Source organism: Streptomyces sp. NPDC012466 (assembly GCF_042955215.1).
Lineage (GTDB): Bacteria > Actinomycetota > Actinomycetes > Streptomycetales > Streptomycetaceae > Streptomyces.
In genome coordinates, this window is sequence record NZ_JBIBEQ010000004.1 from 431,328 (window position 1) to 451,902 (window position 20,575).

The following is a 20,575-nucleotide window of genomic DNA, read 5'->3' on the forward strand; positions in this document are numbered from 1 at the left end:
GAGGCTGCCTAGACAGGGGCGGTGTCGGGGTCCTGCAGGAGGTCCGCTGGCCTTCGGACCAGGCGCGACTGGTGCCCGTGCCGATCGATGGGGTGGCCGTGGAGGTGTAACGGGACCGAGGGATGCCGTCGGAGACGCTGATCAGGAACCCCATCACCCCCGGCCGGGCGCCATGCCTGACCAACTGCGGGCGGTAGGTCTGCATGGTGATGCGGGTGCAAGGTCCCACCGCCGGGGCCGGCATCGGATCGAAGGATGTGGCTGCACCGTGATCGCGAGCGTAACGGGGTAGGTGTGTTCCTCGGCTTGGACGTCGGCAAGGGCGCACATCCGGCCACGGGCCGACTCCGGCCGGGAAGAAGGTGTTCGACAAGGAGCTGCCCACCAGCGAGCCCAGGGCGGTTCGGTCAGCCACGATGGCAGCAGGGGCACCGGTCCCCGGTGAAGCCGTCCAGCCCGTACCTACGCGTATTCGGCCGGTGCAAGACAACGACGTGATGAGGAGCCGCGCTTCGGGTTCTGCCGATATCAGAGCGTCCGTGGTCACTCGCCCGCGACCACGACGCCTTCGTCGAGCTGTGTCTGTACGCTGCGGGGGACCCGCACTCCGCGACGGCGCAGCCCCGCAATGAACCGCGCGACGAGCGGATCGGGTTCGGCGGAGGTCACCGCCATCAATTGTCTGGTCCACCGCGGTGAGAACGCCCGGACCACGCCTGGAAAGCCCGCACTGACCGCACTCACCGGACAGACCGCGACGCCCAGTCCGGCGGCGGCGAGTTGAGGTGCCGTAGCAGTAACGGACGTCCGCATGACCGCCTCCGGGTGGACCCCGGCCCGGGCGAAGGACTGGTCGAGCCATGCGCCGAGGCGGTTGTGCGCCGTGTAGTGCACGAGTGGCGCTCCATCGAGGTCCTGGATCCGCACTGAGGCCCGTTGGGCCAGTGGGTGGCCGGTGGGCGAAGCCAGCACAATCTCCTCCTCGGCGACGGCGGTGACCTGGAAACGGTCGGAGGGGGGGTCCGGCAGCACCGCGACGTCAACGTCGTCGGACTCGACCAGCCTCAGTGCCTCGTCCATGACTGCGAGCTCATGCAGTGTGATGGCCACTTCCGGGTGACGCCGGCGCCAGTCGCGGAGCACCGGGGCGAGCAAGGCCACGGTAAGGCTTTGCGCGCAGCCGATCCGCAGCGACCCGCCCCCGGCTTCTCCCACCGCCCGAGCCGACCGAACAGCGGCGGTAGCCGCCTCGACCGCCCGTCGGGCGTCAGCGACCGCGACCCGCCCCGCGGCGGTGAGCCTTACCCCCCGTGCCTCGCGACGCAGCAGGGGCGTGCGGGCCTCGCGCTCCAGTGAGGCGATCTGGTGGGACACGGCCGGTTGCGAGGAGTGCAGCAGCAATGCGGCCTGAGTGATCGATCCTGTGTCCGCGACAGCGATGAGGCATTCCAGCGCGCGAAAAGAAGGCATCTAGAGATTCTATGTTAGCCCCGTGAGGTATCAATGCCCCGACGGGAAACAATGCGCTGTTGACCTCCACGGGGACGGTGAACCGCAGTGGGCGGAAACCGCCGCTCCCCATGACGGTCGTGATCACAAACCGCACCCGCCTGCTTCATGCCGCCGACGGTGCCGCTGCCGCTGCCGCTGACCAGGTCGCGGTAGCCGTCGCCGTTGAGGTCATCGCCGTGCTTGGCGGCCACGGCCGCGGCCGTGGTGGCCGTGAGCAGGCCGGTGGTCACGGCCACCGTGGCCGTGGCCGCCAGGGCCGTGAGCATGCGGCTGGTCAAGGGGATGCCCTTTGCCGGGGCGCCGAACGGGTTTGACCCTGTCGTACGGTCAACGAGAGTGCGACTCCAGCGCCTTCACCCTTGTTGTACTTCTGACGGGGCCGAGCGTGGTGATCGCGCGCACAAGACCGACAGCGAGAACCAAGGGTTGTAACCAGATTTCCCGCTCCTGGCCGACCGCCACCACCGCTGGATGAGCAAACCGACTCAAGCCGGGACTCCACTGACGGTCAGCGTCATGCCGTTGCATGCCCAGCTTCCCCAGAGCGCGATGCTGTCCGTGCGTCAGGCGCGTGCCAGCTCTAGGAGGAGAGCGCCGACAGGCCTGATCGCCGAGACACCCCTGGGTAGCGTCTTGTCGAGCGGGTGGCGATGCCGCGCCATTGCTTGAGTCGGTGGAAGCAGCGCTCGACGACGTTGCGGCGGCGGTGGACGGTCCTGTCGAAGCCGCAGTCACGCTCGCGGCGGCGCCGCCGGCCCGCGAGTTGGTCGACGCGCTCGGGAATGGTCGCCTTGATTCCGCGTCTGCGCAGGTAGGCGCGGGAGGAGCGGGCTGAGTAGCCCTTGTCGGCCACGACCCGCTCCGGCCGGCTGCGGTGGCGTCCCGGCCCGGGTGGAGTGACACGGATCTTGTCGATGACCGTCTCGGCCTGGGTGCAGTCGTTGCGGGTGCTGGCCGTGACTGTGAAGGACAGCGGCCGGCCCCGCCCGTCGCAGGCCAGGTGGATTCTGCTGGTCAGCCCGCCGCGGGAGCGTCCGAGCCCGCGTTCTTCGAGCTACCTTTGGCGGCCGTGTGCTGATGGGCCCTGACGATGGTGGAGTCGATTGCGACCAGCCAGTCGACTTCCGCCCGTGTCTGGGCTGCGGCCAGGAGCCCGTCGAAGGTTCCATCGGCGGCCCAGCGCGCGAACCGCCCGTGCACGGTCTGCCAGGGCCCGAACCGCTCGGGCAGATCCCTCCAGGGCACCCGGGTGCGGAACTTGAACACGATGCCCTCAAGGACCTGGCGGTGATCACGCCATCTGCCCCGGGCACGACCCGCAGGCGGCAGCAAAGGCTCGATCACCGTCCACGCAGCGTCAGATATCTCCCCATCCCTCACGACCGACCCAACGATCAGATGATCGGAAAGACGCTGCCTAGGCGTGTCAGGGGCTCGGCGGGTTCTCGGGTTCGGCTGGCCTCCTGGGCCCGAGTTTCTCGTCGCTCGGCGGGTCTCATTAGCTGGGCGGCCTTCCAGCGCCCTACCGGTCCCGTGGCCCCGGCGGATACGAGTGCTCGGCAAGCCTCAGGGACTCGGCGCGGTCAGGTACCGCTGGATCGTCGGTGCCAGCCATGCCACGATCTCCGCCCGCGCCAGCCCCGCCGCCGGCGGCATCCGCAGCACGTACCGCGTGAGCGCCAGCCCCAGCAGCTGCGACGCCATGAGTGCCGCCCGTGCCGGGACCTGCTCGGGGTCGGGGCACACCTGCCGGGCGACCGGCAGTAGCTGGTCCCGCAGGATGCCCTGCATGCGCTCCGCCCCGGCTTGGTTGGTCACGCCGACCCGCAGCAAGGCGGTGAGAACCTCGTTGTTCTCCCACATGTCGAGGAAGTGCTCGACGAGGATCTGCCCCGCGTCCTGCCGGTGGTCCGCCCCGCTCACGTCCGGCAGTCGCAGGTCGATGGCGACGGCCGCCGCGAAGAGGCCCTCCTTGTTGCGGTAGTACCGCATCACCATCGACGGATCGATGTTCGCGTCCTTGGCGATGGCGCGGATGGTGGCTCGCTCGTAGCCGTCGGTCGCGAAGCGCTCGCGGGCCGCCGCCAGGATCGCGCCGCGAGTGGCGTCGGAGCGGCGGGGGGCGCCGGAGCCGGGAACCGTTGGGGTGCTGTCGCTGCCGTTCATGCCAACAAGCGTAGGCCAACGGGTGTAGGTCAACAACTGTTCGCCAACGGTTGTTTGCCAACGGCTGTTGACATCCTCCTCGGCGCCTCACTATCTTCGTCAACGAGCGTTGGCCAACATCCGTTGGCAACAGGCGAGGGCAAGCAAGCGTTGGCAGCAGGAGGCCACCATGAACGGCACCGCCACCCACCGCACGGTGATCGTCGTCGGATCCGGCCCCACCGGCCTCCTCCTCGCCGGTGACCTCGCCACAGCCGGCGTCACCGTGACACTCGTTGAGAAGCGGCCGCGCAAGATCAGCAACCTCTCCCGCGCCTTCGGGGTGCACGCACGCACCCTGGAGCAGCTCGACGCCCGCGGTCTCGCCGACGAACTCCTCACCACCGGCGACCCCATCACCGGCCTGCGGCTCTTCCGCCGCCTCTCCCTCGATCTGAGCGCCCTGCCCTCGCGCTTCCCGTTCCTGCTCATCACCCCGCAGTACGAGGTCGAGCGGCTCCTGGAGCGGCGTGCCCGGGAGGCCGGGGTCGAGTTCACGTACGAGAGTGAGGTCGTGGGGCTGCGGCAGGACGACGAGGGGGTCGACCTCGACGTGCGCGGCACGGACGGGGCGGTCGTCACCCGCCGGGCGGCCTATGTCGTTGGCGCCGACGGTCACCGGAGCGCCGTGCGGGAGGCGATCGGCCTGGACTTTCCCGGTGTCTCCGTCATCAAGTCGCTGATCCTGGCCGATGTCCGGCTGGCGGAGAAGCCCGAGGGTGTCCTCACCGTCAACGGCCGCGGCGACGCCTTCGCGATGATCGCCTCCTTCGGCGACGGCTGGTACCGGGTCATGGGCTGGAACCGCCGCAACGAGGTCTCCGACGACGCCCCGCTCGACCTCGACGAGGTCAAGGAGATCACCCGCCGTGCCCTGGGCACCGACTACGGCATGCACGACGCCCGCTGGCTCTCCCGCTTCCACAGTGACGAGCGCCAGGCACCGCACTACCGGGTCGGGCGGGTCTTCCTCGCCGGGGACGCCGCGCACATCCACTCCCCGGCGGGCGGGCAGGGCATGAACACCGGCCTCCAGGACGCCGCCAACCTGAGCTGGAAACTCGCCGCGGCCATCCAGGGCCGGGCGCCCGAAGGGCTCCTCGACAGCTACGAAGCCGAGCGCCACCCCGTCGGCAGGGCGGTGCTGCGCAGCAGTGGCGGACTGGTCCGACTGGCCCGCGCGCGGAATCCGCTGCTGCGTGCCGCCCGCGCCCTCGTCTCCGCGTTCGTCGACATGGCCCCGCCAGTCCAGCGCAAGGCCCTGGGTCAGATCACCGGGATCGGCCACGCCTACCCCGCCCCCCGCGGCGCCCACCGCCTCACTGGCACCCGCGTCCCCGACGTCGCCCTGAAGGACGGCCGGCTCTACGAGGCGCTGCGCGGCGGCCGGTTCGTGGTGATCACGCCCGGGACGTACGAAGGCCCCGGTGTCCGTGAGGGGTGGCTGACCGTGGAGCGCTGGGCGGGCGACCGCCGGACGACCGTCCTGGTACGGCCCGACGGATACGTGGCCTGGGCGGCGGAGGGTGCGGACGCGGCGGGGATCGAGGAAGCGGTGGCCCGGTATCTGGGCTAGGCCCTCTCGGCTGGATCACCCCGCCGTCGCGGGGTCAAGGCGGTCGAGGGGCGCCGCACCTCACGGCCGGGCGAGGCCCTGGACGGCCTCGGCCGCTCCGCCGAGGTCGACGCCCGCCTCGCCGCCCGTGGCCGGGTTCGCCGTCTCGGCGATCCAGCGAACGCGGCGAACTCTGCCGTCAGCCTGCCGCGGCCGACCCCGGCCTCGTTGTCCCAGACGAGCGTCTTGGGCACTGCACTCCATGCGGACAGCAGCCGCCAGTGACCGTCGATGGTCGCCGTTCGTCCGGAAGGGCAGTATCGGTGCCGCCGTCCTTCACGCCCGCGCATGCGGATCAGCCCCGCCCGGGGATGCTTGCGGGGCGGGGTGACTGCTGCGTACGCATCGGGCGCCCGGATGAGGGGGTGGGGGAAGGTCAGCCGCAGTCGTTGCGGTTGATTTTCGGGGAGCGGGTCTGGTCGTTGAGGATGTAGCCGCGCAGGTCGTGGATGGAGCCGTCGCTGCGGGTGACGCACAGGTGTCGGCCGCTGTGGCTGCGCTTCTCGTACACGCGGGCGGTGCGGTCGGAGTTGTTGCGGATCGATCTGCCGCGGGTCACGGATCGCGGAGGGCAGGTCCTTCACGCTGCCGTCCACGGCACGCCGCACCCAGGGCTGTCCGCCGAAATTGATCTCGGGGTAGATGCAGACGTAGCCGGAGGGGCAGTCGACGGCGGCCCGCTGGGTGCTGGGTTCGCCGGAGGCGGAGGCCGTGACACACGTCGAGGACAGGACGAGGGCGGCGACGGCCCCGGCACGCATCAGGTTCTTGATCACGGCACCACCGATAAGGGCTGAGAAGGGCCGGCCGGGCGGCTCTGCCCGCCGGTTCACTCCAGCGGAGCAGCCCGGTGCGCCGCACGGTTCGGTCACGGGCCCAAGACGTCGCGGTGAGAGCCGTGAGACCCCCGTCCGGACGGCCCCGGAGTGCACTGCCGGCGCGCCTGCCCTACGTTGATCTTGAGGGGTAGTCGCTGGCGCGGTTGCGCTCCATGCGTTGGTCGTCTAAGGAAAGACGTCCCGCTTCCTGCGGGGAAATGCAGGTGCAAGGCCTGCCCGACGCTCCACCTCCTCCCGTACCTGCCCGGCAGGTACGGGACCTCTATTCACGTCCAGGTCCCTGGCCCGATATGCCGCAGGGATCCGTTACTCACTTTCGGGTGAAGGCTCCGCGGTGCCCGGGGTGGCGTGCCCTGGCGCCCGGGGCCCGGAGCCAGTGCGCACACGGGTCCGATGTGCATCAGACCGTCAACCGGTCTCAATTGGCATATAGCTGGCGATTGCAGGCGCCTATCACAGAGATGCAGACGATTAGTAACATCGTTCACGGCTTCTTCACGTGCTGGGCGCCGGGTGAGCAGGGAGTGCCTGCGGCGACCGACCGGCCGCCACGCGCGCCAGGCAGATGTCCGCCCCAGGCTCAGGCCCCGGGGCCGGCTGCACTACGCCATCGACTGGGACACGGCCTGGCAGCAGCCCGACCAGCCCAACCAGCCAGACCAGGCTGGCTGGGCCCGCAGCGGCACCACCGGCATGTCTCGTTCCGTGGACAGCGGCGTGGGCGGTGATGACGCCATGACGCGTTCGGAGGAGCGCCTGCACGTCGGCGCCGAACGCCGCGAGGTGGGCCGGGCGCGGCTGCGCAAGTACGTCGTGACCGAAGAGGTGCAAAAGACCGTGCCGGTGCGCCGGGAGGAAGTCCGCGTCGAACGCGAACCGATCACAGACGACACCGGGATGCAGCCCTGTCCGGGCCCGACATCACCGAGGCCGAGCACGAGGTCACCCTCCACGAGGAACGCCCCGTGACCGAGACCGAGACCGAGACCGAGACCGAGACGGTGCCGGTCGAGCGGGTGCGGATGACGAGCGACGAATACACGGACGCGGAGACCGTGCGCGGCCAGGTCCGCAAGGAGCGCCTCGACACCGAAGGCGTCGAGGAACGGCGCGACCGGTAGGGGCGACCCGTCCCGCCTGGACGCGCCGGTCCGCTCGGTGACTGCACGAGCGGGCCGGCGCTTGGATGCCCGACAGTCCCAACTGCCGACCACACGCGGACATGTCAGCCAGGCGGCCGTCGCAACGTACCAAGTCACCGTGCGGGCAACCGTCCGCCCACTGCCCAATCCCTCTCGCTGGAACCCGGGCGCAATCGGTGCCCTGATCTGGACTGTTCGGGGTACTCGCATGCGCACCATGCCCACAGGCCGCATGACGGCCCGTCGGCACAGACCACAAGGACAGAAGAGGACGGGAGGTGATCGCCGTGTCGACCATGCAGCCACCCCCTGCCGGCCCCGACCACAGGGGTACGCACACCAGCGACGAGCCGGTGAGCGAACTGGTGCAGCGGGCGTCGCAGCAGCTGACGGAGCTGGTGCGCGGCGAGCTGCGCTTGGCGCAGGCGGAGATGAAGGAGAAGGGCAAGCGCTACGGCAAAGGCGGCGGACTGTTCGGCGGCGCCGGGATAGTCGGCTTCCTGATGTTGCAGGCGCTGGTCGCCACCGCGATCGCCGCGCTGGCCGTGCCGCTGCCGGTGTGGGCCGCCGCTCTGATCGTCACCGCTGTCCTGGGCGCGATCGCGGCGGTCATGGCCCTGAGTGGCAAGAGGCAAGTAAAGCAAGGCGCACCGCCCACACCCGAGCAGACGATCGACAGTGTGAAGGCCGACGTGGCCGAGATCAAGGAGAGTGCACACCGATGACCCAGCCGCCCCATGACGAGCAGACCGCTTCCAGCCCTGAGCAGCTGCGCGAGCAGGTAGAGGGGACCCGCCAGGCGCTCGGGCAGACGGTCGAGGCACTCGCGGCCAAGGCCGACGCCAAGGCCGAGGAGCTGAAGGCCAAGGCCGCCGAAACTGCGTCTCGGGTGCAGGACAAGCTTCCCGACCCGGTGAAGGACAAAGCCGCTCAAGCCGCCGGGCAGGCCCGGGCCAAGGCCGCGCAGGCTACGCACCTGCTCCAGGAAAGGGCACCCGAACCAGTGCGGCACAAGGCAGCCCAGGGAGCGCAGATGGCACGAGACAACCGCACCCTGATGCTCGCGGCCGCAGGTACCGGGGTCGTGCTGTGGCTGATGTGCCGGCGCAAGGGGTGATGAAAGCCTGAACGATTGCCTACAAGCCGGTCGGCCTCGCTCTCGCGCCGTCAGCGGCATGCTCGCATGAAGCCTGTTCAAACATGGGCGTACCAGGCCCCTGCGGCCTGGTACGCCGAAGGGCATACACGATCGAGAACAGCAGCGGCGAAGCGGGAGTTTCAGCCCCTGCGCCAACACTTGCGACTTCTCATGCGCGAGCCGTTCCGGCATCCCGAAGTTCTGCCCAGCCCCACCGCACGGGCGTGGTCAGACCCTGACAGCCCCTTTGCGGCCGCTTTGCCCATGCCCCTGGCTGGAGTCGAGGAGTGGGAGGGCGGGACGGGCAGCGCGGATGCAGCCGGGGATCAGGGCGCGCTCAGCCGGGTTGCGCGGGGCCGGGGCCTCCGCGCTGCGCCGCCGTCAGCGAGGAGGCGACCTCAGGGGGAACGCTGGCGGGGAGAAGACGGGGCGGGCGCGGTGCAGACGTGCGGGGTGGCGCGGGCGACGTCGACGCCGGCTTCCACCCGCGTGACGTCCAGCGTTTCCGGGCTGCCCCACTCGCCGAGGAATGACCAGGGCCACGATGGCCACGCCGGGCCGGGTCGAGCAGGCTCGGCGAACGTGCCGCTGGCCGTCTGAGTGCCGACCCCACACCACACGGCGATGGCATGTGAGGGTTTCTTGGCCCAGCGGTGACGTTGACGATGCGATACCGGGGCACATGAACCCGGCACGGTCCGTAGGGGTGTCCGGCAGGAGGAGCCAGTGGCCGGTCAAGAGGTCTATGCCGCCAGCGCATCGTCAGTGGTGGCAGCGATACTGTTCGCGCGCTGGTGCCTGGCGGGCCGAAGCGGCAGGCCGCGCACGGCTGCGGTATCCCGCCGTGCCTGGCGCTGGACGGCGCTGAGGGATGTCCGGCGCACGGGCTCCACCGCGGCTCAGGCCGAGCAACGCCCGCCGACGGACGGGCCCTGTGCTCAGGGGGCAGTGCAAGAGGCCGAAGACCTTGTGCGCGGCTACTGGCGCCAGCTCAGTCCCCTCTACCTGCCCCAGCGCCATCACCATAAGCACTGAGCCGGTCGGGTAGCGCATGGCCGGTACGGGGGATAGGTCAGTTGCCGAGGGCTTGGCGGAGGGTGTCGCGGCAGTCGATGACGGCGTCGACGCCGACGATCTGCAGGAGGCGCATCACGGCTTCAGTGGGTGCGGCCAGGCGTATCCAGCCGCCGGCCTCGGTGAGGGTGCGGTGGGCGGCGACGAAGATGTTGATGCCGGTGGAGTCCATGAAGGTGACCCGGCTCAGATCGACCACGATGCGGGGGCGGGGAGCGCCGGAGGCGTCCAGGGCTTGGCGGAGCGCCTGCCCGGTGTCGCGGTCGATCTCACCCGTCAGGGTCAGCACACGGATGCCGTCGGTGTCGGTGGAGACGACCGACAGCCGGGCCGGCTGCGCGGCTTGTCCGGTGTCCGCCATCTTTCCCTCAGCCATGTGGGTGATCCTGGCACACCAGGACCCTCACCCAGCAGTGCTGCCCTGCACAGCCCGGGTAATGCCTTCCTATCGAGGGCGTAAAGCGTGTACCACGCATGCGCGGGTGCGCGCGGGGGCGTGAACGGGGCAGGAGAAGCGAGCCGCGAGGGAAGCACCCCCGGTGGGTGCGGACAGCGCGGTACCGGATGAGCAAGCCATACACACCACAGTGGCCCTGGAAGGCGACGGCACGTCCATCGCCCGCGCCGTCGGCGGCGCCCGCGACGGCGTCACCCATCACCTCGCCGCCGGCTTCCTCACCCGCGTCCAGGCCGAGTACGGCCTGCCCGTCTCGCAGGGTGCCATGGACCTTACCCAGCTGGTGATCAGCGAACTGGTCACCAACGCCCGCAAGTACGCGCCGGGCCCGGTGCTGATGGACCTGCGCAGCGCCGGCGACGCGGTCGAGGCGGTGGTGTGGGACTGCGACCCGGTACTGCCAGTAGCGCGGGCCGGCGATGAGGGACGGGTGGGCCAGCACGGTCTGGAGATCGTCATGGCCGTCGCCCAGGGCTTCGCAGCGCAGCGGGAGCCGGTCGGCAAGCGCATCACCGCCCGCATCGCTCTCCTGGACACCCCGGCGGCGCCATCGCCGGACGCCCACCCCTGTAAACGACGCAGGCTGCCCCCAGTCAGACAGGGCGTGAGGCAGCATGGCGGGCCAGCGCCGCGTGCAGTTCCCCGAGAAGGACGTCGGGCAGCGCCGCGCCCTGACCGTGTTCGAGGACCTGTTGGTGAGCATGCCCTTCCGGAGCTGGGCCTGGGTGCGCGACAGCAGTCGGGAGACGTGCATCTGGGAGACGCCGAGCCGTTCGGCGATCTGGGCCTGGGTCAGTTCCTCCACGAACCGCCAGTGCAGGATCTTGCGCGAGCGCTCGTCGAGGTCGGCGATCATCGGGGCGAGGACGTGGAAACCCTCCACCAGTTCCAGCGCGCGGTCGTCGTTGCCGATGAAGTCGGCCAGGGCCGTCTCGCCGTCCTCGCCGTCATCAGGCAGCAGACTCACCCTCACGGCCTTCGTCTCGGTCACGTGCACCTTGGTCGGAGCACAGGATCAGACGAAGGCCGCCCCCACGTCCGGCAAACCCCCAGGTGAGCGACTCAGTACGAGACACCGTTCGAGGCCGGAAGAAGAGGAACAAGCTGAGTACGCGTTTCTGAACCCTGACCGGCCACCGAAGCGGTGTTCATCGTTTCGGTCTGGACCTGGCTCTCTCCGAACGATCAGGGACCGAGACCGGAGGAGCATCAACCTCATCGCGGCGATGTCCCATGGTGTGGTTATCCCCACCGCCAAGGGGTGGCTCACCGGATGGGCAATGGCATCGGTGCGCGGCGATCGTGTGTCCCAGAAGACGACTTGAGTCAAAGGGGTAGCAGTGGATCGTCCCGTAGAGCACGCTCTCTCGCGCCGCACGTTATTGGCCAGCACAGCGGCAGCCAGTGCGGGAATGGTGTGGGGAGGCATGGGAAAGGCCGTCGCGGGTGGGTGGAGAGAGCCGGTGAAGCAGGAGGCGGTGGCCGCCGAGGCGGCGCGTCTGGACCGCGTGCTGATTCAGCTGCGGCGGGACATCCATCGGCACCCTGAGGCCCCGGGGCAGGAACAGCGCACGGCCGCTGTGGTGGCCCGCGAGTTGCGGGCGGCGGGACTGGACGTCACCACCGGAGTGGGCGGCCACGGAGTCGTCGGGGTCCTGCAGGGCTCGCGTCCAGGCCGGACCGTTGCCTACCGGGCGGACATGGACGCGGTTCCGCCCAAAGACATCGTCGGAGGAGGTCCCGCGCCGGCCCATCTCTGCGGACACGACATCCACACCACGGTGAGTATCGGCGTCGCCCGGGTCCTGGCGCGGCTGCGGCAGCAATTGAGCGGAACGGTGGTCTTCCTTTTCCAGCCCGCGGAGGAGACGCTGTCCGGCGCCCGCGCACTGATCGACTCAGGTGTGCTGGAGCGCGAGGACGTCGAGGAAATCCATGCGCTGCACTGCGGACCGTTCCCCGTCGGCCAGTTCGCCGTGACTCCGGGCTACGGGATGCCGGGCCAGGACAAGGCGGAAGTGACCCTCTCCGGACCGGACGCACGCGATGCGGCGCGGCGCCTGGCCGTCGACATCGGCGCGCTCGCAACTGTGACTCTGCCACAGACCCCAGCGGACCTGGAGCGGCTCATCGCTGAGGCCCAGACGCCCGACGGGCCGCTGGCCCGGTTCGTAGCCGTCAGGGCAAAAGCCCAGGAGGCCAAGGTGAGTGTGTCCTATCGCTGCTGGCCGCAGGAGCGGTACGCGGAGGTGCGCGAAAGCATTCGTCGAGTGGCCATGCCATATGCGGGGGCCGAGGTGAGCTTCCCCGCTGAGCCGTTCCCGGCCATGGTCTGCCCGGAACGCGACGCCCGCCTGCTCGCCCACCACCTGCGCCGCACCGTCGGCAAGGACAAGGTCACCGAGCTCTGTGCCGCCTTCCCGCCCTTCAGCGGCGAGGACTTCGCCCTCTTCCTGGACCGCATCCCCGGTACATACACCTTCCTCGGCGTCCATGCCCCTGGCACACCCATCACAACGAGCTATCCGCACTACCCCGACTTCGCCCCGGATGAGCGCGCCATCGGCGTCGGCGTGCGGGCGATGGCGCGCTGGATCGCGGAGCGCACCCACAGGAGCGCAGGGCCTGCCAGGCGGACCCAGCCAGCGCCGACTGGCTGACCTGCTGGCGTTGCCATCACGCCCATCCCGCGAATGCCGGGGGCTCAGCCCTCTGCAGGCACCGGTTTCCTTGTCCAGCCGGGGGTGGCGCCTTTTCGTGCCAGGCGCCGGGGCATGAGGGTGATGGCGGCCCAGGTGACCAGGGTTTCGGAGTGCTGGATGAGCCGTTCGTAGTCGCGGGCGTGGCGGCGTGCGCGCATGATCCACGCGAGTGACCTTTCGACGCCCCAGCGGCGGGGCAGCACGACGAAGCCGGAGGCGTCCTTGGGGCGGCTGACCGGCTTGATGGTCAGGTTGAGGTACTGGCCGCCCGGATGGACGAGCGCCGCCGCACCGTCGACGGCAGGAGGGTGACCGTCGGCGAACTCGTCGCTGCCGAGTCGCTGTTGAAGGTTCCGTCCCTGCCGTTCCCGGCCCGAGCTGGTGCTCGAGCGGACGGTCACCCGCAGGGCCTGGTGCCCTTCGAGAGCGATGGAAGGGGGCGGCGGGGCAAGAACTGCGCGAAGGCGGGTGAGTATGGACCGCCACTGTTTCCAGTCCTCCGGGTCGACCCAGTTTGAAACTGGCCCGTCCGCTCGGTGCGCTGGCCATGCCTGCGAGTGAGGCCGGATATCTGCTCCACGAACGTCTGCCGTGGGCACCTGGAGTTCCCTACCGGAATCGCCGGACCCGCAGCCGGAGTATGACGCTACGTCCGGCGCTTGGGACATCAGCGAGAATTCGCAGGTAGGAGCTGTGAACCCGGGTCGAGTAGACTCCGCATCCCGGGTAGGCGGCGTCGGCAGCGGTGCCCTGCGCGTCAAGGCGCACGTTCTCGATATCCACGTCCACCGACCGCACCACCGTCGATTTTCGGGCGACTTCGCATCCGCCGGAGACGCTCAGCCGTCACTCACCGTGGCCACCGCACGAAAGCTGAGCCAGAATCCGAGTTTCGACGGCACCCGGTGGCACACAGGACGCACCCTCGGAGGCTCGGAGAGTACCCGGGGCACGCCTCGTTCCCCTGCGAGGCTGAGGATGCCGAGCCGTGAACAGCAAGAAAGAAGAACCGTGAACGAGGTACAAGAAGGTCTCTGCTTCGCAGGTTCCGCCATGGTGACCGTGTTCGTCATCGGGGCGGGCAACGAACCGCTGCCGCCGGAGACGTTCCACCTTGGCGGACTCGCACCCGACGAGGTGCGCCCTTACATGCTGCGGGAGCAGCCGGCAGCGATCGCGTCGCTTGGCCTCATGTCGTACGACCTCACCTTCCACGACACCTCTCTCGCCCTGTCCACCTACACGTGCGAGGCCCTGCGCCGCCTGTGCGCGGACGGTCGAGCCGTGGCCTGGGCCGGCTTCGAGGGGTCGTTCCACTACGACCACCTCCTTACCGAGGACATAGCCTCCTCGGTCTACGGATACTGTGCGAGCGGCGCCGAGCCCGTCGTCGCGTGGGACTTCGCCACCCTGCGCAGCGCAGCCTGGAGGCAGCGGATAGCCGAAACCCGCGCGACCCTGCAGGAACTGCTGCGTTGACCTTGAGCCACTCACTCCGGAAGGCCCGCACCGTGGTGATCCCAGTTCGATGGCACACGCGTTGAACCTTGAGTGAGTGTTTGAGATCCCTGGTTGAGACGGCAGACGTACAGCTGCTGCCTGTAGCTGCGGCCGATCTGGACCGCGGTGGGCTGGTTGGGGTCGATGAAGTGCTCCGATCTGGAGGACGGTTCAGCAACTGGGCCTCGGACAGGGACCAGCTGCGCCCCTCATCGTCGCCTTCTTCGAACGTGGCGATGGTCAGCAGGACCAGCAGGACCTCCATCTCAGTGCCGCATGCGGGGCACGGCCGCGGGGTGGGGTCAGTGAAGTCCCAGGCGGGCCAGCCGCCGACCTTCCAGCCAGGTGCACTGGACAGCGGCGATCACGCCTCAGGCGATCGACCCGGCGACAGGCTTCCGCCGTACGCCGCCACGCCAGGGGCCCGGCGAGCGAACCGGTGTGCTGACGGCTGCCCGGCGGATCCGTACGGGCCTTAGGACATGCTGCCCCGGCACACCGTCCCCGGGGCCGGGGCGCGGCCCGTGCGGAGGTATTGGTCGACCGTCTCCCTGACGCAGCGGTTCTGCGGGTATGTGCCGTGGCCCTCCTCCTCGGCCGTCAGGAGCACGCCGACACCGGCGCCCAGGGCGCGGGCCATGTGGCGGGCGCCGGGGTACGGGGTAGTCGGGTCGCCGGTGCCGCCGACCACTAGGACGGGGGCCGCGCCGTCGGCGTTCACCTGGGGCGTGGCGCGCTCGCCGTCGAACGGCCAGTCGTAACAGAGGTAGACGCCGGTGGACCAGGCCGCGCCGAAGACGGGTGAGGCGGCTTTGACGCGGGCCTCGTCCCTCTCGAGGCGTTCGAAGCCGGGGCGCAGGCTGGAGTCCGCGCAGGTGATCGCGGTCTGGGCGGCGCGGCTGCTGTCGCGCGGGGTCGCCGCGTGGTCGGCGGAGCCGATGTCGTCCGCGCCCTTGCTCAGCGGACGGCCGTCGTTGTGGTCGATCAGCGCGGTGAGGGCCTTGGCGAGCGGCGACCAGCCGTCTGTGCCGAGGTCGAGATGGTCGCTGACGGCGAACGCGAGGGCGTCGGCGTCGAGGTTCCTTCCGCCGCCGGCCGGGGCGGGCTTCTTCTCCAGGCGGTCGGCCAGGCGCGCCATGCGTCGCGCGGCCTCTTCGGGCCCGTCGCCGGTCGGGCAGTGGCGGATACGGGCCGCGCAGTGCGCAGCGAACCGGTCGAACGCCGCCTGGACCGCCTTGACCTGCGACACCTGCTCCTCGTCGAGGTTTTCGGTCGGATCGACGGACGCTTCGAGGACGAGCCGTCCGACGTGCGACGGGTGCAGGTGGGCGTAGACAGCGCCGAGCGCCGTTCCGTACGAGACGCCGAAGTAGTGCAGCCGCTCGTCGCCGAGGAGGTAGCGCATCAGGTCGAGGTCGCGCGCGGTGTGCGAGGTGCCGATGTACGGGAGGAGCGCCCCGGAGTGCTCGGCGCAGGCGTCGGCGCCGTCGTAGCCGGTGTCGTCCGCGGTCTTCCCGCAGCGCACGGGGATGGTCGCGCCAACGCCGCGCGGGTCGAAGGAGACCAGGTCGTAGCGGTCGAGGAGCGGTTTGTACTGGTTGAGGTGTTCGGGTAGTCCGCTCACGCCGGACACGCCGGGGCCGCCGAAGTTGAGGACGAGCGAGCCGATGCGCCGGGCGTTCGGGCCGGTGGCCTTGCGGCGGATCAGGGCGACGTCGATCGTCCTGCCGTCTGGTTTCCGGTAGTCGAGGGGGGCCTTCATGGCGGCGCAGTCGTAGCCCGTGCGCGCGGTGGGCGGCGAGGTGCAGCGGGACCAGTGGAGGTGCTGGCCGGTGGTGAGCGCGGTGGGCAGACCGGCGGGCGGGTTGTTCGCTGTGAACTCCGTACGCGGCTCCGCACTCCGGCCGGGAGCGTCGTGCTGGAGCCAGGCGCCGACGGCCCCGATCGCGGCGAGGACGACCACGGCGATGATGCGCGTACCGACCGAGAGGCCCGGTCTGCGGCTTCGTATCGGATGTGCGTCACTCATTGAAATCCCCGCGCTCCCGCCCCTGGACGCCCAGGCCCCGTGCCCGCATGCCCGTACCCGTGATCGTCCGATCGTCGAATGGGTGCAGGGTACAAGCCGCCTCCGACAACTCGGCTCGCGAGAGTGCCCAGAAATTTAGACCGCCCCGTGCTGACGCGACTCTTCCTGCGGTCCGGCCCGGCTTGTGCTGGACGCCGGGCTGCTGGGTGTGCGGTGGCGGGCGTGTGGCGGCCCTACGTCACGGTCGGATCAGGGCGTCTGCCGGGTGCTGTCCGATCTCGGGCTCTGGCACACTTCCGTGAAACTGTGTCGGCCGAGTACGTACCCGCGTCCGAGCAAGCCGCTGACCTGCCGGTTCGCTGGGACTACCGGCCTTTGGCGCCAAGGATCGGCTCGACTTCACGAAAGTTGTGCCAGAGCCCATCGTCGTGAACAAGGCCACTCCACCGGCCAGTCGCCCGCTGGCGGCTCAGTGAGTCCGTCAACAGGCCGACGGTAAAGCCACGCCGCCCTTGTGCACCGAAATCCGTCCTTCGCCAAGAACACGGAGACGTGATCGACCGGACAGGCTCTCGTAGTGCTTCGTTAGGTTCTGGCTCTGTTGCTGGTGAGGGGGCGGCCGCAGGTGGTGCAGGTGCCGGTCCAGTACCTCAGCAGGTCCTGAAGGATGTCGAGGACCTGGTAGAGGGTCAGGCCGGCGTGTGGGCTTCTGGGTTGGGCCGCCGGAGGGTGAGGAAGGCCTGGGCGGCGGTGACGAGGGTGACGTGGTGGTGCCAGCCGCGCTCGGTGCGGCCCTCGAAGTGGTCCAGGCCCAGGCCGTGCTTGAGTTCGCGGTAGTCGTGCTCGATCCGCCAGCGCATCTTCGCCCACCGCACCAAGTCCGCGACCGGTGTCGTGACGGGCAGGTCCGATAACCAGTAATCCGTCGGAGCGACCTGGCCGGCGGGCCATTCGACCGATCTCGGTGAAGTGAAGCGGCGGGAGCAGGCACGGCAGCGGAGCAAGGACGGGACGCCATAGCGTCCTGCGACGTAGAGCCGGCCCCTGCCGATACGGGAGCGGCCGGTGCCCGATGCGCAAGGCGAGTGGCAAGGGCACAGGCCAACCAAAGACCTCACGCCTTCACATCAGCCTTGGACCTGCGGTTTCAAGTTGGCAGAGGCGTCACTGCAATGGTCCGAAAGCGTGCTTCTGCGTGTGCCGACGCGAAAGCAGAGAGGCAACTAGTACGAGCAGGACGGGTGAGACAACGGCGCCGAGAGAGCAGTTCCGTTGACCCGTGCCGCGTAGAGCATCGGTACGAGTTGGTAGCGATGACTGACACCACCCATACGACGGCAACCATGCCGCCGCAAAATGCCAAGATTGCCCCAGCGTGAACGCCGTGAGGAGTTCAAGGCGCGCTCGCGGTCTCCATTCCAGCCGCTGGAGTCGATGAAGGCGACGTCCCGGAAGTCGATGACCGTGTGCCGCGGGAGCCGCCGTCTGCGGTCAGGGCCTGGCGGAAGGTGTCGGCGGCCAAATGGAATGGCCCGGGTCCGGGGAGGCTGCTGGCGGTAGTGTGCCGGGCAATGGTCGGCGATCAGGGCTCGGGACCGTGGAACCTGGGAGAGGTGGCGGATGGCTCGCTGGTGGGGGAGAAACCGGAGATCAGAAGGCGCCAGAGCCGTCCCCATGGAGCAGGACCCGTCAACGGGGCCCGAGCACGGAAGGCTGCCCGGGCAGGTCGACGCCCCTGACGGACCGCGGACGGTACTGCTCTGCGTGCACGACAGCGGTGTCATGCTGATCGGGGACGACGGCGGCGATGTGCGGGCGGCCCTCGCCCCTCGGATGTATCCGTGGACGGAGATCACTCACGTGTGGTTCGCCAATGATCTCGAGGGGCACTCCGCGGAGGGCGGCGCGGTCGTCACACAGTGGGTCTACATTCAGCGGCTGGAGTTCGCCGACGGCACGGTTGTGACATCCCGACTGGCTGATCCACCAGTTACCACCCCAGGTGCCCTCTTCCGCACGGGCCAGATCGCCGATCGCCCCCCTTCCTCCATCTGGCCACTGATGGCTCATATCCATACCCATGTGACCGAAGTGCAGCTGACCAAGGCCAAAGCCACTCTGGCGGCGGGAGGCCAGGTGGAGTTCGGTCCGCTGACCGCTCACGGGGACGGTCTGCGCCACCAGGACACTCACATACCGTGGGAAGACATCACAGTGCTGCGCTACAGCTTCGTTCACGCCAGCGTCGAGGAGGACGAGCTGGGCGCGTATCTGCGTATGGAGTTCCGCGACCGCGAAGCCGGCGCATACGGTTTCCCTTTCCGGTGGCTGCGGATACCGGCCTTCGACGTACCAGACATCGAGGTACTGGAGCAGCTCGCTGAGGAACGTCGCGCCTGAATCCTCGCCCGATGGCTTATCACCACGTGGTGATCCATCGGGGCTTCGAGCCGCCAGGCCGACCGGATCGCCAGGGGGACGTCGCTCCGGCGTTGCAGGCATCCCTTCATCGTGACCACGCCGTCCCGGACGAACACGGCGACCGCGTCGGAGGGCAGACCGAGCGCGCCGACCAGGATCTCGGCGGTCACCTGTCGGCGGATGTCCTCGTCCGAGCGCAGGAAGACCAGCGACCCCTGCCGGACGCGGCGCGAATGATGGAGCGTCACCACATCGAGCGGCTGCCCGTGGTGGACGAGGAGGGCCGGCTCATCGGCATCGCCACCCGCCGCGACCTGTTGCGCCGGTTGAGCAGCCGTACGAGGTCCCTGAACTTCGTCTGCCGGTATGCCTGGATGACCTCACGCGTCATCACTTCTCCGACAGTGTGGGCCTTCACAGCAGCCCGGCCGGCTACCGCCTCTACGGCATCGACGCCGTCGCACGCCTGGACCTCGTGCGGACTCTGCGCGAACTGGGACTGGACCTTCCCACGATCCGCAAGGTCGTGGACCGCGAGCTCTCGCTTCTCGAGGTCGCCGCGGCGCACGCCGAAGCACTGGCAGTGCAGAGAAAACCATCGCCAGCCCGGCGGCCCGGCTGCCGCCCCCCTTCGTCACCTTGGTCCGCAGCCGCACGGTAGCGGGCGTCGACTCGATGCAATTCGTGGTCCGTAGACGGATGCAGTGCTCGGCGGGAGTCGTAGAACGCCAGCAGCTCGTCCGCATCGTCCACGATCTTCTTGACCGCCTTGGGGTATTTCGCGTTGTGCTGCTTGGCTCTGCCCGGCCCGGTACGCCCTTCGTTGTTCCGCGACCCATGGTGCAGAGGCGTTGTGCCCTCTTTGGGTGATCGTGCGCGCCGATCAGCACGCGGCTGGGGCCGGCGAAAGGGGCCCGCGAGAAGGGCCCGCGGCTCGTGAGCCGAAGCACGATGCCCCCGGACGGTCCCGCAGGGGACTGGCCACGCGTCCCAGGGCATTCCCGATACTCCCTTTTCCGCAGGTCAACGTGGGTGGGATCGTTCTGTCGTCGGGGATGAGGGGGCTGCTGTTGTGGGGGACTCCGGGTGTCCTCGAAGCTCTGGGTGTCGTACCGGCCGAGGCGCAAGCACCGCCCCGGCAGTGGCACGGCGACGACATCCACCCCGCACCTTCGCACCGGGCACCTGTGTGCCCGGGCACCGGAGGTGCGGAGTTCGGCGACCGGGATCGGGATCGGGCGCAGGACGTGGTGGTGAACGGCGCAGACGTCTTCGGGGGAAAGCCGGAGCCTGCCGCGAGCACTCACACACGGATCAGAGAAAGAAGACGCACATGAACAGGAAGTCCCCCGCACGCCGTCGTCCGAGCAGCCTCCGCGTGGCTGCCGTCGGCCTCGTCCTGGCCGTCGGGCTCGGCGCGTCGGCGCAGGGATCGGCGCAGGCGTCCGTCCATACCGTCGTGAAGGTGCCCGCCGCCTCCTCGAAGTCGGGCACGGCCGCGAAGCCGGCCGCCGCGGCACCGAAGTCGGTCACCGGTACGTCCGGACATGTGGTGACCCGGGTCGCCGACTTCTATGGCGCGTACATCGACGCGAAGGGCGACTACGAGAACCCGGACGCCGCGCTGGCCAAGGCGCTCCGCACGCACTACCTGACGCCAGACTTCGCCAAGCGGCTGGCCGCCTGGGAGAAGGAGAACGGGGCGGACGGCGTTCTGCGTGCCCAGAACGTCCCCACGCGGTGGACCGTGACGGACAACGGCACCCTGGGGCACGCACACGAGGTCACCGTCACGCTGACCTTCGGCAGTGGGAGGAACACGCAAGAGACCAAGCTTTTCGTACTGGTGGAGCGGTACAACCACATCAGCGACATCGCGACCAAGAGCGCCCACTGACGGCTGAGCCCGCCCCGCCCAGCCGGACGGGGCGGGTGCCCCGT

14 protein-coding genes and 9 pseudogenes are annotated in these 20,575 nt (G+C 69.3%); 10 read left to right on the forward strand and 13 right to left on the reverse strand.

Annotated elements, in window-relative coordinates:
* Positions 1-543: 543 nt before the first annotated feature.
* The 4 genes and pseudogenes from ACFY9E_RS17920 to ACFY9E_RS17935 all read right to left on the reverse strand — a co-directional run bounded on the left by ACFY9E_RS17920 (position 544) and on the right by ACFY9E_RS17935 (position 3,678).
* The gene (locus ACFY9E_RS17920) at positions 544-1,470 is read right to left on the reverse strand and encodes a LysR substrate-binding domain-containing protein (protein ID WP_390984659.1); all 927 of its coding nucleotides are present in this window, start codon (positions 1,468-1,470) and stop codon (positions 544-546) included.
* A gap of 14 nt (positions 1,471-1,484) precedes the next feature.
* A complete protein-coding gene (locus ACFY9E_RS17925; RefSeq protein WP_390984662.1) occupies positions 1,485-1,790 on the reverse strand; it encodes a hypothetical protein in 306 nt (101 codons plus the stop codon).
* A 302-nt stretch (positions 1,791-2,092) separates the two neighbouring features.
* A pseudogene (locus tag ACFY9E_RS17930) lies at positions 2,093-2,892 on the reverse strand (IS5 family transposase).
* Positions 2,893-3,078: 186 nt separating this feature from the next.
* The gene (locus ACFY9E_RS17935; protein WP_390984665.1) at positions 3,079-3,678 is read right to left on the reverse strand and encodes a TetR family transcriptional regulator; all 600 of its coding nucleotides are present in this window, start codon (positions 3,676-3,678) and stop codon (positions 3,079-3,081) included.
* Between the two features lie 169 nt (positions 3,679-3,847).
* Between ACFY9E_RS17935 and ACFY9E_RS17940 the strand changes: the two genes are divergently transcribed.
* Positions 3,848-5,293 (forward strand): FAD-dependent monooxygenase, encoded by a 1,446-nt coding sequence (locus ACFY9E_RS17940; protein WP_390984668.1) that lies wholly within the window; start codon positions 3,848-3,850, stop codon positions 5,291-5,293.
* 415 nt (positions 5,294-5,708) lie between these two features.
* Here the strand turns inward: ACFY9E_RS17940 and ACFY9E_RS17945 are convergent, their stop codons facing one another.
* Together ACFY9E_RS17945 and ACFY9E_RS17950 are read right to left on the reverse strand one after the other, a co-directional pair.
* A complete protein-coding gene (locus ACFY9E_RS17945; protein WP_390985152.1) occupies positions 5,709-5,891 on the reverse strand; it encodes a hypothetical protein in 183 nt (60 codons plus the stop codon).
* A gap of 73 nt (positions 5,892-5,964) precedes the next feature.
* A pseudogene (locus ACFY9E_RS17950) lies at positions 5,965-6,093 on the reverse strand (hypothetical protein); the annotation flags it as partial.
* A gap of 813 nt (positions 6,094-6,906) precedes the next feature.
* Here ACFY9E_RS17950 and ACFY9E_RS17955 point away from each other — a divergent pair.
* From ACFY9E_RS17955 to ACFY9E_RS17965, 3 genes and pseudogenes are all read left to right on the forward strand, one after another.
* A pseudogene (locus tag ACFY9E_RS17955) lies at positions 6,907-7,292 on the forward strand (DUF2382 domain-containing protein).
* 317 nt (positions 7,293-7,609) lie between these two features.
* Positions 7,610-8,038 carry a phage holin family protein gene (locus ACFY9E_RS17960; protein WP_390985115.1) on the forward strand — a complete coding sequence of 143 codons (429 nt, stop codon included), beginning with the start codon at positions 7,610-7,612 and terminating at the stop codon, positions 8,036-8,038.
* The gene (locus tag ACFY9E_RS17965; protein ID WP_390984671.1) at positions 8,035-8,430 is read left to right on the forward strand and encodes a DUF3618 domain-containing protein; all 396 of its coding nucleotides are present in this window, start codon (positions 8,035-8,037) and stop codon (positions 8,428-8,430) included. Before ACFY9E_RS17960 ends, ACFY9E_RS17965 begins: the two co-directional genes overlap by 4 nt.
* Positions 8,431-9,523: 1,093 nt before the next feature.
* Here ACFY9E_RS17965 and ACFY9E_RS17970 read toward each other — a convergent pair.
* Positions 9,524-9,901, reverse strand: coding sequence for an anti-sigma factor antagonist (locus ACFY9E_RS17970; RefSeq protein ID WP_390984674.1), 378 nt, complete (start codon positions 9,899-9,901; stop codon positions 9,524-9,526).
* Between the two features lie 775 nt (positions 9,902-10,676).
* Positions 10,677-10,925 (reverse strand): annotated as a pseudogene (locus ACFY9E_RS17975) (sigma-70 family RNA polymerase sigma factor); the annotation flags it as partial.
* Positions 10,926-11,394: 469 nt separating this feature from the next.
* Between ACFY9E_RS17975 and ACFY9E_RS17980 the strand changes: the two are divergent.
* Entirely contained in the window at positions 11,395-12,642 is a 1,248-nt protein-coding gene (locus ACFY9E_RS17980; RefSeq protein ID WP_390985118.1) for an amidohydrolase, read from the forward strand.
* A gap of 62 nt (positions 12,643-12,704) precedes the next feature.
* Here ACFY9E_RS17980 and ACFY9E_RS17985 read toward each other — a convergent pair.
* Together ACFY9E_RS17985 and ACFY9E_RS17990 are read right to left on the reverse strand one after the other, a co-directional pair.
* Positions 12,705-12,944, reverse strand: a pseudogene (locus tag ACFY9E_RS17985) (transposase); the annotation flags it as partial.
* 349 nt (positions 12,945-13,293) lie between these two features.
* The gene (locus ACFY9E_RS17990; RefSeq protein ID WP_390984676.1) at positions 13,294-13,485 is read right to left on the reverse strand and encodes a transposase family protein; all 192 of its coding nucleotides are present in this window, start codon (positions 13,483-13,485) and stop codon (positions 13,294-13,296) included.
* Between the two features lie 252 nt (positions 13,486-13,737).
* On the opposite strand from ACFY9E_RS17990, the gene ACFY9E_RS17995 reads away from it, so the two are divergent.
* On the forward strand, positions 13,738-14,163 hold the full coding sequence (locus ACFY9E_RS17995) for a hypothetical protein (RefSeq protein WP_390984679.1): 426 nt from the start codon (positions 13,738-13,740) through the stop codon (positions 14,161-14,163).
* 496 nt (positions 14,164-14,659) lie between these two features.
* On the opposite strand, the gene ACFY9E_RS18000 is transcribed toward ACFY9E_RS17995, so the two are convergent.
* Together ACFY9E_RS18000 and ACFY9E_RS18005 are read right to left on the reverse strand one after the other, a co-directional pair.
* Positions 14,660-16,213, reverse strand: coding sequence for an alpha/beta fold hydrolase (locus ACFY9E_RS18000; protein ID WP_390984682.1), 1,554 nt, complete (start codon positions 16,211-16,213; stop codon positions 14,660-14,662).
* 689 nt (positions 16,214-16,902) lie between these two features.
* Positions 16,903-17,169 (reverse strand): annotated as a pseudogene (locus ACFY9E_RS18005) (transposase); the annotation flags it as partial.
* A gap of 826 nt (positions 17,170-17,995) precedes the next feature.
* On the opposite strand from ACFY9E_RS18005, the gene ACFY9E_RS18010 reads away from it, so the two are divergent.
* The 3 genes and pseudogenes from ACFY9E_RS18010 to ACFY9E_RS18020 all read left to right on the forward strand — a co-directional run.
* Positions 17,996-18,613 (forward strand): hypothetical protein, encoded by a 618-nt coding sequence (locus tag ACFY9E_RS18010; protein ID WP_390984685.1) that lies wholly within the window; start codon positions 17,996-17,998, stop codon positions 18,611-18,613.
* 236 nt (positions 18,614-18,849) lie between these two features.
* Positions 18,850-18,957: pseudogene (locus ACFY9E_RS18015) on the forward strand (CBS domain-containing protein); the annotation flags it as partial.
* Between the two features lie 98 nt (positions 18,958-19,055).
* Positions 19,056-19,247 (forward strand): annotated as a pseudogene (locus ACFY9E_RS18020) (MerR family transcriptional regulator); the annotation flags it as partial.
* Here ACFY9E_RS18020 and ACFY9E_RS18025 read toward each other — a convergent pair.
* Positions 19,216-19,429: pseudogene (locus tag ACFY9E_RS18025) on the reverse strand (transposase); the annotation flags it as partial. The pseudogenes ACFY9E_RS18020 and ACFY9E_RS18025 sit on opposite strands and share 32 nt — an antisense overlap.
* Positions 19,430-19,967: 538 nt before the next feature.
* Between ACFY9E_RS18025 and ACFY9E_RS18030 the strand changes: the two are divergent.
* Complete coding sequence (locus ACFY9E_RS18030; RefSeq protein WP_390984688.1) at positions 19,968-20,531, forward strand: hypothetical protein; 564 nt, start codon at positions 19,968-19,970, stop codon at positions 20,529-20,531.
* Positions 20,532-20,575 lie beyond the last annotated feature (44 nt).